Source organism: Nostoc sp. 'Peltigera membranacea cyanobiont' 213 (genome assembly GCF_002245975.1).
GTDB lineage: Bacteria > Cyanobacteriota > Cyanobacteriia > Cyanobacteriales > Nostocaceae > Nostoc.
This window is the reverse complement of the sequence record NZ_NOLI01000183.1, coordinates 1-12,949: the sequence shown is the minus strand read 5'-3', so window position 1 is coordinate 12,949 and position 12,949 is coordinate 1. Positions and strand designations below refer to the sequence as shown.

General features: G+C 41.2%; 15 protein-coding genes. 4 read left to right on the top strand and 11 right to left on the bottom strand.

Annotated features, from left to right (window positions below; genetic code table 11):
• The first annotated feature begins 135 nt into the window (after window positions 1-135).
• Window positions 136-408 carry a hypothetical protein gene (locus CDG77_RS30675; RefSeq protein ID WP_094333010.1) on the top strand — a complete coding sequence of 91 codons (273 nt, stop codon included), beginning with the start codon at window positions 136-138 and terminating at the stop codon, window positions 406-408.
• Between the two features lie 194 nt (window positions 409-602).
• Here CDG77_RS30675 and CDG77_RS30670 read toward each other — a convergent pair whose 3' ends face one another.
• The 6 genes from CDG77_RS30670 to CDG77_RS30650 all read right to left on the bottom strand — a co-directional run bounded on the left by CDG77_RS30670 (window position 603) and on the right by CDG77_RS30650 (window position 4,876).
• On the bottom strand, window positions 603-1,370 hold the full coding sequence (locus CDG77_RS30670) for a phosphatase PAP2 family protein (protein ID WP_094333009.1): 768 nt from the start codon (window positions 1,368-1,370) through the stop codon (window positions 603-605).
• A gap of 107 nt (window positions 1,371-1,477) precedes the next feature.
• Complete coding sequence (locus CDG77_RS37025) at window positions 1,478-1,651, bottom strand: hypothetical protein (RefSeq protein WP_181154169.1); 174 nt, start codon at window positions 1,649-1,651, stop codon at window positions 1,478-1,480.
• 22 nt (window positions 1,652-1,673) lie between these two features.
• Window positions 1,674-2,408 carry a glutathione peroxidase gene (locus CDG77_RS30665; RefSeq protein WP_094333008.1) on the bottom strand — a complete coding sequence of 245 codons (735 nt, stop codon included), beginning with the start codon at window positions 2,406-2,408 and terminating at the stop codon, window positions 1,674-1,676.
• A gap of 77 nt (window positions 2,409-2,485) precedes the next feature.
• Window positions 2,486-3,415 carry an alpha/beta fold hydrolase gene (locus CDG77_RS30660; RefSeq protein ID WP_094333007.1) on the bottom strand — a complete coding sequence of 310 codons (930 nt, stop codon included), beginning with the start codon at window positions 3,413-3,415 and terminating at the stop codon, window positions 2,486-2,488.
• 21 nt (window positions 3,416-3,436) lie between these two features.
• Entirely contained in the window at window positions 3,437-4,258 is an 822-nt protein-coding gene (locus CDG77_RS30655; RefSeq protein ID WP_094333006.1) for an SDR family oxidoreductase, read from the bottom strand.
• A 132-nt stretch (window positions 4,259-4,390) separates the two neighbouring features.
• A complete protein-coding gene (locus CDG77_RS30650) occupies window positions 4,391-4,876 on the bottom strand; it encodes a glutathione peroxidase (protein WP_094333005.1) in 486 nt (161 codons plus the stop codon).
• 632 nt (window positions 4,877-5,508) lie between these two features.
• On the opposite strand from CDG77_RS30650, the gene CDG77_RS30645 reads away from it, so the two are divergent.
• Complete coding sequence (locus tag CDG77_RS30645) at window positions 5,509-5,964, top strand: DUF2141 domain-containing protein (RefSeq protein WP_094333004.1); 456 nt, start codon at window positions 5,509-5,511, stop codon at window positions 5,962-5,964.
• Between the two features lie 143 nt (window positions 5,965-6,107).
• On the opposite strand, the gene CDG77_RS30640 is transcribed toward CDG77_RS30645, so the two are convergent.
• The 4 genes from CDG77_RS30640 to CDG77_RS30630 form a co-directional block, all read right to left on the bottom strand.
• Window positions 6,108-7,262 carry a peptidoglycan-binding protein gene (locus CDG77_RS30640; protein ID WP_094333003.1) on the bottom strand — a complete coding sequence of 385 codons (1,155 nt, stop codon included), beginning with the start codon at window positions 7,260-7,262 and terminating at the stop codon, window positions 6,108-6,110.
• Window positions 7,263-7,425: 163 nt separating this feature from the next.
• On the bottom strand, window positions 7,426-8,493 hold the full coding sequence (locus CDG77_RS30635; RefSeq protein ID WP_094333002.1) for a DMT family transporter: 1,068 nt from the start codon (window positions 8,491-8,493) through the stop codon (window positions 7,426-7,428).
• 478 nt (window positions 8,494-8,971) lie between these two features.
• The gene (locus CDG77_RS37020; protein WP_190234109.1) at window positions 8,972-9,142 is read right to left on the bottom strand and encodes a hypothetical protein; all 171 of its coding nucleotides are present in this window, start codon (window positions 9,140-9,142) and stop codon (window positions 8,972-8,974) included.
• Between the two features lie 328 nt (window positions 9,143-9,470).
• A complete protein-coding gene (locus tag CDG77_RS30630; RefSeq protein ID WP_094333001.1) occupies window positions 9,471-10,754 on the bottom strand; it encodes an FGGY-family carbohydrate kinase in 1,284 nt (427 codons plus the stop codon).
• A gap of 200 nt (window positions 10,755-10,954) precedes the next feature.
• Here CDG77_RS30630 and psaM point away from each other — a divergent pair, with 200 nt between their 5' ends.
• Both psaM and CDG77_RS30620 read left to right on the top strand, forming a co-directional pair.
• Window positions 10,955-11,044, top strand: a complete 90-nt coding sequence (psaM, locus tag CDG77_RS30625) for a photosystem I reaction center subunit XII (RefSeq protein WP_040630342.1) — start codon at window positions 10,955-10,957, stop codon at window positions 11,042-11,044.
• Between the two features lie 252 nt (window positions 11,045-11,296).
• Window positions 11,297-11,707 carry a hypothetical protein gene (locus CDG77_RS30620; RefSeq protein ID WP_094333000.1) on the top strand — a complete coding sequence of 137 codons (411 nt, stop codon included), beginning with the start codon at window positions 11,297-11,299 and terminating at the stop codon, window positions 11,705-11,707.
• 199 nt (window positions 11,708-11,906) lie between these two features.
• Here CDG77_RS30620 and CDG77_RS30615 read toward each other — a convergent pair whose 3' ends face one another.
• A complete protein-coding gene (locus CDG77_RS30615; RefSeq protein WP_094332999.1) occupies window positions 11,907-12,632 on the bottom strand; it encodes a tetratricopeptide repeat protein in 726 nt (241 codons plus the stop codon).
• Window positions 12,633-12,949: the final 317 nt, after the last annotated feature.

The following is a 12,949-nucleotide window of genomic DNA, read 5'->3' as shown; positions in this document are numbered from 1 at the left end:
CCCCCAACCCCCTCCCCGCAAGCGAGGAGGGGGCTATGACGTACCTTGTATGATTAGGAAACGCTATATAGTCAGGGCAGAAATTTAAACTAATAATAGTTAGAATAGAAATATTGAGGCATCTTAATCAGGCAAATGACAGATTTAACTCCAAATAGCACATTTTTAATAGCAGGAATTATTTTTATAACAATTGCCGTTATCGGACAATCTAAGTTAGGCTTTGTGGAAATTAATCCCGGTTGCTTTGGGAGATTATTAGCTTTGTTTATTGGGATTTCAAGCTTATTCTATGCTTTGGGATTACTCAATTTTTCAGCCGAAACCATTGACTTATTAAGAACTTCTCTGACAGAACAAATCAAACAGAGTATAAGTTCAATTAATGGCCTTTTGCAAGGTTCGTAATAAGTCTAAGAAGTTTATTTCTGGCTGAATTTAAATGGTTTTTGAGTGAAGAGGTTGTTTGAAAACATTTGTTTGTAATCTTAGGAATTGATTAATCCTCCGTAATCCCTCTTAAAAAGTGGAACAACAGAATCAAAGTCACACATTTTCAGGGGGATTTAGGAGGATATCAAATCCTTTCAGCAGAAACAATATTACTCCTCAGTTATCAACTTTCTTTCTTCAGGCAGTAAGGTCGTTTCATCCTTGGGGCGATCGCTATCTGCGGATTTGGCTGTAGTTTTATACGGTTTGATAATTAGACTTACACCAATTGTCCAGCCTAATGCAACCATCCAACCTGCGAGAATGTCACTAGGAAAATGTACCCCCAGATAGAGACGACACCACGCAATAGCTATTATGTATAAACTACCGCAGATAAGAACCAACCAGCGCCAAGAGCTAGCCCAAGTTAAGAATAGTAAAATTCCTACCAAAGTTATACTCGTCATGGCATGAGCGCTGGGAAATGCAAAGCTAGACTCAGGCGCAATAGACTGCCACAATTGGGGGCGCACTCGATGCATTAATTCCTTTGCTGTGCGGCTGATGATGACGCTTCCCACTGAGGCGGTGAGTAAATAAGCTAGCGATCGCCAGCGTTTTTGTAGTATTAATATAAGTGCGATCGCACCCAAAATCGGCATCGCCGTCCAAGGTAAACCAATTTTAGCCAGCGTCACTGCTAAAACATCTAACTGTGGGTTGGCTGTAGAATGAACTGCTAACAGAATAGGCACATCCCACGGTAAGCCTGCTTCATTCTCCCATATCTTCACTGTCAGAATTTCAAAGACCTGCAAAGGTAAATATACTCCGATCGAGAGGAGTAAGAGCGATCGCCAACGAGCAATCAACAGATTTGTCAGAAAAGAAAGTGGTGACTGACTCTCTTTATTAGCATTTTCTACTTTTTCCATATCTAAGTTAAAAATACCGATTAACTACTTTACTGATTACAAATTACTGGAATCTTGAGAAGTTCCACAATGTTTACAGTACGACAAATCGATAACGTTTACTTGTTTTACTTAACGTGATGTGACGACAGCCGAACGACTACTAAAACAGCAGTAGCAGAGGCACCAAGGTCAATCGGATAAATGGTATTTAGAGAAAGTGATTTATGACTTGGAATGCGATCGCTGTTACTAAACCTCAAAACAGAAGAACAATCTTTGAACGCGTTATGGGGACGCACAGATGTGCGTCCCTAGTGAAAACTATTTAGCAGTGAAGTAGGCTTCTAATTCCTCAGAACCACCAATTAATTTACCATCGATAAATACTTGGGGAACTGTTGTCGCCCCTGTAACTGCTCGTAATGAGCGTGTGGTGATATCCTTACCCAAGGTAATTTCTTCGTAGTTAATGCTATGTTCCTTGAGCATCGCCTTAGCACGCGCACAGAAGGGACAACCCACCTTCGCAAACAGAGAAACTAATTCGGGCTTTACGGCTTGGGGGTTGATGTATCTGAGCATTGTTTCAGCATCAGACACTTTAAAGGGATCTCCTGGCTCCTCTGGTTCAATAAACATCTGGTTAATTACACCATCTCTCACCAGCATAGAATAACGCCACGATCGCTTACCAAAACCCAAGTCTGATTTATCTACCAGCATACCCATGCCTTCAGTAAATTCACCATTACCATCGGGAATTAGTGTAATGTTTTCTGCTTCTTGATCCTTTGCCCATTCGTTCATGACAAAAGCATCATTGACAGAAATGCAGATAATGTCATCGACACCATTTTCTTTGAGAACCTCAGCCAACTCGTTATAGCCAGGGAGATGAGTTGATGAACAAGTCGGAGTATAAGCACCTGGTAAGGAGAAGACAACCACTGTCTTATTAGCAAATAATTCATCGGTTGTCACATCCACCCACTGGTTGTCTTTGCGAGTATGAAAAGTTACATTGGGAACTCTTTGTCCTTTGCGATTCGTTACCATGTTCTTGCTTCCTGAAGTAATCAATTCCAGTCATAACCTAGCATGGGAAGAGTGGTATGATCTAACTACAGAATTAGCTAAGAAACTCCATTAATAAATGGAGCGATCGCTGCTACGAATTCAGCAGCTGATTCATAGGGTAAAATATTACGCCCATTTATTTTTATACCTCGACCTTGAGGCAAACAGGCGAGGTAGTCAGCCAAGCGTTTGTCTGGTGTTTCTTTTTTACTTTTTTGGCTAATACTCGATGCAGTTTCTCCCATAACGGCTAATGTTGGTTGCCCAATAGAGGCAATAGAGGTAGTATAATCCTGCCGCCAAAACCCTGCTAAAAAAGAAAATACTGCATGGCGACTAGCAGGATTTTCGGCACCTGTAAGCAATGTGTTCAACCACTCTCCATCTACAGCATTATCAGAAGCAAAAAGTTGGCGAGTCGAGAAAGAACGTAAAAACTTCGGGGTGCGTGCATAGCGATAAAAAGCACTCCCAAAAGGGGAATCTAACACATTCCAAAGAAATTTTTGCTGCCATTCTGGTGGTTTGTTTGTCATCAAAGCCCACGGTGGGGGGCCAGAAAGTACAAGTTTAGCAATTAAGTTTGATTGCTTTTGGATTAATGCGATCGCAACTGGTAATAAAGCACCTTGTACAACTACAATTACAGGTTTTTGCACTACTGTTTGTAAAAAGTGCTGCAACTGTTCTGCCCAATCACTAGGAGTATAAGCCAGATGAGGCATATCACTCTCGCCACATCCTAGTAAATCGGGGTTATAAATTGAATTACGCTGACCTGAATTATACCATTCATGACAAAAACGCTGCCAAAATTGCCGCGACAATCCTACACCAATAGGATGAATTAACACTAAGGGAATACCCTCAGATGTTGTATTATTTGGTTGAAGAACTTCGTAGGCACAACGATAATTCTGCCAAGTGTAAAATTGGCTAGGAGATGCTGTCAAGTTGGGTGTGTTATTTACAGCAGATGGTTGCATAGTTCCTATTTCTAATACTTGCTAAAAAATCATCTGTGGATGAATTAACTGGTATCCAGCCTCTTTCAGCTTTTCATTCGATACCCAAGCATTATATGGGCGAGTATTCTTAATAGAAGTATCCCATATAACTTTGGGTAAATTATGTTTTTCAAATAGGCTATCTAGCAATTCTCGGCTGGTGAGATGTGCATCATCTACCAGATTATAAATTCCTTGTAAACGACGGTTACGGGCAAATTCTATCGCCCCAACAATATCATCCAAGTGAATCCAATTCGTAATATCCTCACCGCCAGTACGGGTTGTACCAGAATATTTACTAAATATTTTCAACAGTTCTCTACCAGGGCCGTAAATTCCTCCCACGCGGAAGATACAAACACGGAGATTTTCGTTAGATGCTGATAGTAACACATCCTCTGTTTTTCGGAGAATTTGGGCGTTTAAATTAGGTGGTGCAAGAGGTGTTTCTTCATCTACCCATACACCATTTCTGTCACCATAGACTGCATAACTCCCTGTATATATTAATTGTTTTACACTTTTAATCTGCTGCAAAGATGAAACTAAATTTTGGGCAGTTTGTAGATAAGTTTCTTCGTAAACTTCCGCACCTTTTGCAGCAACACTCAAAAGTACAACATCTTGATTGTGTAAAACTGATTTTAGACTATCTAGGTCATTACCGCAGGTAACGACAACTCTTTGAGATACTGATTGGAGTGCAGAGACACGCTCAGGGGAAGTTGTGGTTGCACTGACAACAAAATTCATTTTTTGCTGCCAATATTGAGCAACTTGATAACCAACATAACCACAACCAATGATTGCAACGTTCATGACAAATTAGACACAAATAAATTAAATTGCTGCTTGAGAGACTATTCTCAATTAAGGGACTGGGCGTAAATAAATTTAACCGTCCAGAGCTAACAGTCAATAGTACAAAAATTTTCCTTAATGACTAATCGACTATTTTGCTAGTTCTTTCTCAATTATGGTAATTATTTCTGGTGAATTTGGCTGGACACTACTATTAAATCTAGCTATCACTTCACCTTGCTTATTAACTAAAAACTTTTCAAAGTTCCAAGCAACACCTCCCGTTGGCTCAACGGCTTTGGTAAGTCGCTCATAAAGTGGATGCTGCTGCGAGCCTTTAGCATGGACTTTATCGAATAGTTCAAAGGTAACACCATATTTACTCGTGCAAAACTGCACAATCTCTTCATTACTTCCTGGTTCCTGCGCTCCAAAATCGTTACATGGGAACCCCAAAATACTTAATCCTGCTTCGCCATACTTTTGGTTCAACTTTTCTAGCCCCTCGTATTGAGAAGTATAACCGCAGTAGGAAGCCACATTTACAATTAATAGTACTTTTCCGGTGTAGTCGCTTAATTGTTTATCCTCGCCGTTGATGGTCTTGACTGCGATATCCACAATTGTGTTACTCATCTTGAATCTGATTTATAGGGAATATTGCCAAGTCTCCCATATTACAGGTACTCTAAACCCGGTTTGTTTAAGGAAATTAGGTTTTATTGTTTACTACGACGATTCTGTTTAACTCAGGTGAGATGGGGAATGGGGAGTCGTGTAGTTCAATTACTTGAAAGACACTGTAAGATAGCGATCGCCTTTGAATTTACCCGCGAGTATCCCACTATTCTCAAAATCCCTACTTCTTTTTCTAAAATGTCCTTGAAAACCTTGATTTTTCGTTTTCAGTTCTCAACAAGCTTAAGCTTCATAGCACAAATATTATTAGTGGGATAGGTTCATCGGAGTGATACAGCACTTCTATAAATAGCTCGGCCATCTGCTATCTCAGGATGGATCTGGTAAATACGCATTGTTTTTTATACATTATCTTGTTGCAGAGATAAATTGTGAATTACAGGTCTTCAACGTAGCTTGACAAATCATTAACTTTTTGTATAAAAAATTAAAAATAATATATAATCGTTTACTCTAAACTTACTTAGACAAAGTACGCAAGATAATTGTGAGAATTGACCGAATAATGTGACGATTAATCTGTGCGATCGCAATAAAACTGAAAACTTTTTTTACCAGATAAAAATTTTATGGTTAAAGGATTGAGAGTTAGTATGCTGCTATTGGCAGTTATAGGAAATCTGGCATGGTCATTTAGCGCCAAGGCAAATTTTAACGGCAAACTCACCGTAGAAATTGATGGCTTGAAGAATAAACAGGGACAAGTGTGTGCCAGTATATTTGCTAGCAGTGAAGGATTTCCTAGCGATCGCAATCGCGGCTTACAAAAGCAGTGTATCAAGATTAATAACACTCCTTTACCCATTACCTTTGAGAACTTGAAAGCAGGTAGTTACGCCGTTGCTGTTTTCCACGATCAAAATAATGACCGTATTCTTAATACCAATATTTTTGGTATACCAAAAGAAGGTTTTGGATTTTCCAGAAATCCAGAAATTCGCACAGGTGCGCCCAAATTTAGCGAAGCAGCATTTTTAGTAGCAGGCCCGGAAACTAATATCCAAATCCGCTTGAGATATTTTTAGCCTGACAGCAGATTTAAACTTGGTTCAGTAGACCAAATAGAACTCAAAACCACATATAAAACCTGCTTTCCTCCTGAATCTGCCAATTTTAGATTTTGAAATTTCCATTGAAGGAAAAATCTCAAATAGAGTCAATCTTAACTCTATTCTTGTAAATCTTTGTGTGAATCTTCCGGTAAACCTTGTTGTTCCGGCAAACCACGCATTCGATTCATCTGAGTTAAAGCATATCTTGCTGTTGCTTGGACTTCGGCATCTGGATCGTCTAACGCATGGCGCAACATCTGAGTCATTTGACCCATCATGTCATAAACGCGTGTCAAATCACGGATTGCATTTTGCCGTACTTGTGGACTTTCATCTTGAATTGAGATTGCTAAAGCACGATTCATCGGTTTGAGTGTGCGGATGCCAATTTCTGTCAAAGCTGCCAAAATCAAGCTGCTTTCTTGAGAATCAGCATCAATCATCAGGTCAACTATAGGCTGAATTGCCCGCGAATCTCCCTGCTGACCCAAATCCCAGATAGCCTTGCGCCGCTTCTTTGGGTCAGGACTGCGTAAGTCTTGAATTAATTCGTCAACAATATTGAGTTTAGCAAGCCGGGAAGTTTTTTCTGGTAGCAGCAATTGTGAAGGAAGTGGTGGCGTAGCTATTTTTGGATTAGTTACAACCTCTGGTGGGGGTGGTATCATCGTTATTTTGTTAGCTTCAGTCAAACTTTTAGTACTTGATATTTCTGATTGCACTTGTTTGACCTGACGAAACCACCTCAGTAGGTAAACAAGTGCGCCAAGACTTCCTAGAATGCCAATGGCAAATATCAACCACCAGACAAAACCTTTTTCGGTTGCTTTGGGTGTTGTAGTTGGTTTGGAAGTTGAAACAGGAGAGGTGACAATTGGAGAGGCAATAATTGGAGAGGTGACAATCTGATTTTTGGCAGCTAAGGCTGCTTGCAGTTTCTCTCTAGTTGTCAAACCTGCAAGTCCATCTACTTTTAAACCCTTTACTTTCTGGAATTTAGCTACAGCGATTTCTGTAGTGGCATTGTACTGTCCATCTATCAGTCCACTGTAGTATCCCAACTGCTTTAATTGGGTTTGTAATCTCTGCACATCTGATTTTCGACTACCATATCTCAAAACAGACGGACTAGCAGGAACTGTCGAACTAGCTTGTGCAAGTTCTAAAATTTCAGGCGCTAGCTTAGGTGTGGCTGTACTTGCACGATTTGGGTAAAAACCCACGCAAGAAAAACAGGTAAATATCAGAATTGAGGAACGGCATAGCCTCATATTGAAAGTTTCAGCCTGAACGTGCTTTTGAAGTCTTCGATACCACAATACCTTCAAGATGTCCAAATGTTAACTGTTATTTTTTATTGGAGATTGGGGATGGGCTATGTATTATTCCCCTTATTACCCTTGCTTCCTGCTATACCTCCCCTTTAACTATTATTTATGGCAAAATTTCTGGTTCAGATTCTCTGACTGCTAGAGTTATGGGGCTTAATTTTTTAGCCGATGCTTCTGGAACGGGTTGCTGTATATTAGCTATTTCGCCGACAGTAACTGTGTCGTTTCGCGCTGCTAAAGTATCGCGTTGGTTAATCAGATAGATGCTGATTAAAGTCAGGAAAACACCTACCCATTGCAACGGACTGAGGACTTCTGAAAGGAATAGATTGCCGAACAGTAGGGCAAATATCGGTGTGAGGAAGGTGAGGGAACTAAGACTGGTGAGATTGCCACTAGAGGCAAAGTAGAAAAATAATCCATAGGCGATCGCACTGCCAAAGACGGTAGCATAACCCAAAGCAACTAAATCAGATGCTCCCAGATTCTCCCACTGCTGAGATTCAACAACTGATGAAATTCCCCATAGTGGCAATCCACCCAAAATCATGTGCCATCCCGTAGCTGTTACTGGGTCAGCATGTCGGCATACAAATCGAATCAATACTGTTCCCACTGCCATCGATAGCGCTGCTAATAGCATCAACCACTCGCCGCTAGCAAACAAATCTTGCCAGTTGCCAATTGTAATATTTGCGCCTGAGTCGAGAAAATGTAAAATCAACTCATCAGGTAAACCAATTAAACTAATGCCTGTGACTCCCAAGCCTAGACCCAGCCATCCCCAAAAACCAATGTGTTCTTGGAATAGCCACAACGACAGCAAGGCAACAGCCAAGGGTTGCGAGTCAATCATCACAGACCCTAACCCCGCACTGGTTCTGACTAATCCCTCTGCCAAGAAGCCTTGAAACAGCGTTCCATCTACGAGAGCAAATAAGGCAATCCACAGCCATGCAGCCCAACCCTTGGGCTGCGGTTTACCCATAAATGCTGCTGCTATTAAAATTAACACTCCAGCTGGTATCAAACGCACACCTGCCATGAATAGGGGTGTGGTGTGGGGTATCACTCCTTTCATGGCTACCATTGCTGTCCCCCATAGGAAAAAGGGGGCAATTAACAAAAGGGGGGCGAAGGGAAATCGGGATGCACTGAGTTTCAGTTGCATGGGTTTGCTGATGCCTTTGTTTAACAAGCACAAAAATCGCTTTACCCAATTTTACCGAATTATGTAGTTTTGCGATCGCGTAGCCTCGCAAAGATAAGGAAAGAATACTCAGGTTACAGTAGGTTGAATATTTTAACGATACAGAACAGATAGGTTCAAAAATCTGTACTAACGATGATAAAATCTTAGCTTTTGTACTTCTTCGATCGAGAGTTAAATTCGATGAGGAAAATTAAGATATAGTCTAATTTTCTAAACGCAAATTAGGCAGATTTTAAAAATCCTTCCATTTGCTGATTTTGGTATGTTTCCCCTTGTTTGTATAGACAATACCTAACTTCTGGCTTTTGTCAAACTTTCTGTTAAGAAAGATGTTTATAATGGATAGCTTAAAAAAGGGGATTTAGCGTTTTATATACCGACAATAGGACTTTTCAAACATCCTCTAAGGCTAAAACTTTTTACCAAAGTCATTTTTTTAACGTTCGCGGAGCGTGCCGGAGGCATTACCGCAAAGGACGCAGAGAGAAGAAAGAAAGAAAGAAAGAAAGGAAGGCTTAACTGAACCGTATTGTGTTATTGGGGACTGGTGCAAGTTCTGATTAGGGACTTCCAACAAATAAATTACCCAATCTTGTGGGGTGGGCATCTGCCCATATACAAAGGCGGGCAAGATGCCCACCCCACAAGAAGTAGTTGAGTATTTTTTTTATTTGGAAGTTCCTTAGTTGCCGCAGGCTACCGCAGAGGACAAGGAGAAATAAGAGTTTGAGAGATACTTGCCGTCAGTTTTGTAGTTAAAACTTATACCGATAATTAGTAAAGGGGACAGATGACATTCGTTTACTGCGAAGCACCCATCCCCGAATAGCTGCCCAGATGATGAACCTGGAATCCTATAGTCCGGTATCTAATCATCCCAGTATCGTCCGATATATGTCGATTGTCACTGGGATAGATACTGATTTACAAAATATCTACGAAAAGATCGTTACACAATTATTTTTATTCACCCCTTCCATCGCTAATAGCGCTGTCCCGTAAGCGGCTTCTGTATACACTGACGCTACTACAGGAACCTGCAAATGACGCGCCCTGATTGCAGTCCAAGTGTCATTTCCCGCACCACCGCCAGCAGTATAAACACGGCTCAACTTGTCTGCACCCTTATGCTGTAATAATTCATACCCTCGCGCTTCTATGCGGGCAATGCTTTCTAATAACCCATGCAGAAATTCTACTGGGCGATCTGGGCGTGGTTCCAATCGTGGGGGTAAATTGGGATCGTTAATCGGAAAGCGATCGCCTACCTTCAACAAGGGATAATAATCTAACTCGCTAGCTTTTAATGCGTCAATCTCCCGGCTAAGGCTTTCTAATTCAGCGTTTGTGAAAAATTGCTTCAGCACTGCACCCCCAGTATTAGAAGCACCCCCAGTCAGCCACAAATCCCCCAGGCGATGGCTATAAATTCCATATCTGGCATCTTCTACACGGGTACGACTTAATAACTTTAGTACCAATGTTGAACCAAGGGAAGTCACGGCTTCACCAGGTAATTTTGCACCACTGGCGATAAAAGCCGCGATACTATCAGTTGTGCCAGCACACACCAAGCAATCACGACGTAAACCGAACTTATCCGCAATTTCAGGACGCAATTTGGCAATGGGAGTGCCAGGAGTTAAAACTTTGGGTAGCTGAATCGGTATTTGCAACTTTTCTAGCCATTCTGGGTATTTCAACTCTTCCACGTCATAACCCAGCTTTAAAGCATTATGGTAATCGCTAATCCCTAAATACCCATGTAGGAGAAACGCCAGCCAATCTGCTTGATGCAGGAAATATCTAGCTTCACTAAAAGCGGGTAATTGCTTCATCCAGAAAAGTTTGGCTAGGCTAGAGGTGGCACTCAACACAGTATGATTAGGTGGTGCTATCCGCCTCAAATGCTCTAACACCAATGATCCCCGCGCATCGTTATACAGCAGTGGCGCATCTGTTGGATTTCCAGCAGCATCCACCAGCAAGACTGTGGAAGAAGTCCCATTAATTGCGATCGCTTTAATTTTTCGCCGCAACTCTTCAGGTATTTGTTCCACCAGCACAAACAAAGCCTCCTGCCAAATTTTTGGCGTAACGGTGGCTGGTGAGTCCTGGAAGGGATATCGCACCTCAGCCTGAATAGAAGAGGCTTCCTCGTCAATCACTACGCCACGTGCGCCAGATGTGCCGAAGTCGATACCCAAATACAAATTCATAATTTTTACAAATTTTTTTAATGGAGAATAAATAAGAACTACTGATTAATAACTGCTTTTGTTGCATCTTGTAACAAGATATTCCCCAATTCTGGCAAAACAAGGAAAAGTAGTAAACGAACTGTTCAAAATCTATTCAGGTTAGGAGGTTTTCAGCCATGCCTATCTTAGATACTCTGTACATCGCTCAGATATCTTCCATCTCGGATACTCAAGTCTACATCGCTCTAGTTGTGGCGCTGATTCCAGGAGTTCTAGCTTGGCGATTAGCCACAGAACTTTACAAATAACGCTTCGATGTGACACAGTTAAAAAGCTAATAATCCTGGCAGTACGGGGTGCAATTTCCAGATGCTGATGGCTTTATGCCATAAGTAGCTAGGAAACTAGCACTTACGTAAGCCAGGTTATTTTTTAACTGCTGCAACACTTGTAGCTATTTCAAAAAAATGAAGTAATATGACAGCTAAATCAAGCAGTAATTAGCGCCAGAGCGCTTTTACAGTGCTTCCCTTCACTCAGCGAGGTTATTTTTTAGCATCATGAACGCGATTCAACCCTCCAGACCACCGTTACAACCTATACAAAAACGCCGGGTTACTCCTCGACCAAAGCGGCATCTTCGTCAACGTTCTTACCAGGTGATGGCACTGGAAAGCACAGCCAAGATAGCGGTTAATCTTGTGGTTACAGCCGTTGCAGCATCTGCTCTAGCACAACTTTTGCCTTATCATTGGTTACAGCAAGAAAAGTTGCGAGAAATTAGTACTGAAGTCAAGCTGATGGAAGGACATGTCAATGGTTTACAGGCGGAATTTAGCCGTAACTTCGATCCGCAACAAGCTAAAAGTATTAGACAACAACAAGGATACCGATTCGATCCTAGCCAGCGTCGCGTTGTGTTGATGAATCAGGATACTCGAGAAGATGAACAAACAGAGTCATCACCCTAAGAACAATAGGGAGTTTAGGATTATTTAGGTTTCTTGTGCTTCTGGCTACGTATAAACCGGGTGTTATTTTATATTATTGCTAATAAATAATGGTTAGTAGCTAATTTTTGAATAGCTATGTAGTTATCATCTATTAGTAAAATACAATTCAAAATTTAATCAATTATTTTGAGTTCTGAATCCTCCATGAATAACTAATCTACCAAATAGGATGTTCAGGAGATAACAAATCGTTTAGCCAACTTTCGATTTGTAAACGCAACCGAGAAACGGTAAGGGACTTAGTTGTTTCGAGATCGGGCAATTGAGTGAGGGCGCGACGATAATCAGCGATCGCACAATTCCAGTCACCCCAAAGATGGTAAGTTCTGCCACGTTCAGCCCAGATATGACCTTCTAGTTGACCGAAAAGCAGTGCTACCTCAAAATTCTCAATTGCCTCTTCATATTGCCCTAAGTCACGCCAGGTAATGCCTCTGTTAATCCACGCTCGGACATGACAAGGATTCAAATCAATTGCTCGATCGTAGTCGGTAAGTGCTGCTGCTAATTCTCCACAAGCCGCGTAGTAATTTGCCCGATTATTATAGGCACTAGCCAAATAGGGATTGAGCTTGAGGGCGGTGTTATAATCGTAAAGCGCTTTTGGTCTTTCACCACTTTGGAAATAAATCAGGCCCCGGTTGTTGTAATCAACGGCATTGTGCGGATGGCGGTAAATTAGTTGGGTTAAAAGTGCGATCGCTTCGGTATAATCTCCTTCTTGAGCCGACTTCAAAGCAAAAGAGCGTAAGTAGTTATTTTCTAAAGTAGATGCGCTGCGATCGTTTTTGCTCTCCTTTTGGACTTTATTTGTATTATTTAAAACATATTTATATTGCTTGCTTTGCTGGTCATCGTCAGCTAAAAATGAGTGAATATTCATCTTTCCCTGCCTGAAATCCCTGCTTTGTGAAATTAAATTCTAGTTTTTGATGGGTAGTGGTTTTACCACTGTGTCTATTTTTAAGGTATTTATGGTTACAAAAAAGCCATCTAAAGGGAGAACTTAACCTAGCCGCACAAGAAAAATCTACGCCCTAAATAAACAATTGCTCCTCAAACCTAATCATGGATACTCGATCCCAAAGGGGAATTCCAGAAATAGCAGATGTGAATCTTAAAGACTGGTCAAGTAGTGAGAGCGACAAATTGGTAGAATGCCAACAAGTCGTTCGTTAAAGAGGGGACTGGGGACTGGGG

Excerpts from the sequence above, each read along its gene's own strand:
- CDG77_RS37020 (WP_190234109.1), bottom strand. The coding sequence starts at position 9,142 with ATGCCCACCCCACAAGATTGGGTAATTTATTTGTTGGAAGTCCCTAAT.
- CDG77_RS30645 (WP_094333004.1), top strand. The coding sequence starts at position 5,509 with ATGGTTAAAGGATTGAGAGTTAGTATGCTGCTATTGGCAGTTATAGGA.
- CDG77_RS30620 (WP_094333000.1), top strand. The coding sequence starts at position 11,297 with ATGAACGCGATTCAACCCTCCAGACCACCGTTACAACCTATACAAAAA.
- CDG77_RS30655 (WP_094333006.1), bottom strand. The coding sequence starts at position 4,258 with ATGAACGTTGCAATCATTGGTTGTGGTTATGTTGGTTATCAAGTTGCT.
- CDG77_RS30675 (WP_094333010.1), top strand. The coding sequence starts at position 136 with ATGACAGATTTAACTCCAAATAGCACATTTTTAATAGCAGGAATTATT.
- CDG77_RS30630 (WP_094333001.1), bottom strand. The coding sequence starts at position 10,754 with ATGAATTTGTATTTGGGTATCGACTTCGGCACATCTGGCGCACGTGGC.
- CDG77_RS30650 (WP_094333005.1), bottom strand. The coding sequence starts at position 4,876 with ATGAGTAACACAATTGTGGATATCGCAGTCAAGACCATCAACGGCGAG.
- CDG77_RS30660 (WP_094333007.1), bottom strand. The coding sequence starts at position 3,415 with ATGCAACCATCTGCTGTAAATAACACACCCAACTTGACAGCATCTCCT.
- CDG77_RS30665 (WP_094333008.1), bottom strand. The coding sequence starts at position 2,408 with ATGGTAACGAATCGCAAAGGACAAAGAGTTCCCAATGTAACTTTTCAT.
- CDG77_RS30635 (WP_094333002.1), bottom strand. The coding sequence starts at position 8,493 with ATGCAACTGAAACTCAGTGCATCCCGATTTCCCTTCGCCCCCCTTTTG.
- CDG77_RS30670 (WP_094333009.1), bottom strand. The coding sequence starts at position 1,370 with ATGGAAAAAGTAGAAAATGCTAATAAAGAGAGTCAGTCACCACTTTCT.
- CDG77_RS30615 (WP_094332999.1), bottom strand. The coding sequence starts at position 12,632 with ATGAATATTCACTCATTTTTAGCTGACGATGACCAGCAAAGCAAGCAA.
- CDG77_RS30640 (WP_094333003.1), bottom strand. The coding sequence starts at position 7,262 with ATGAGGCTATGCCGTTCCTCAATTCTGATATTTACCTGTTTTTCTTGC.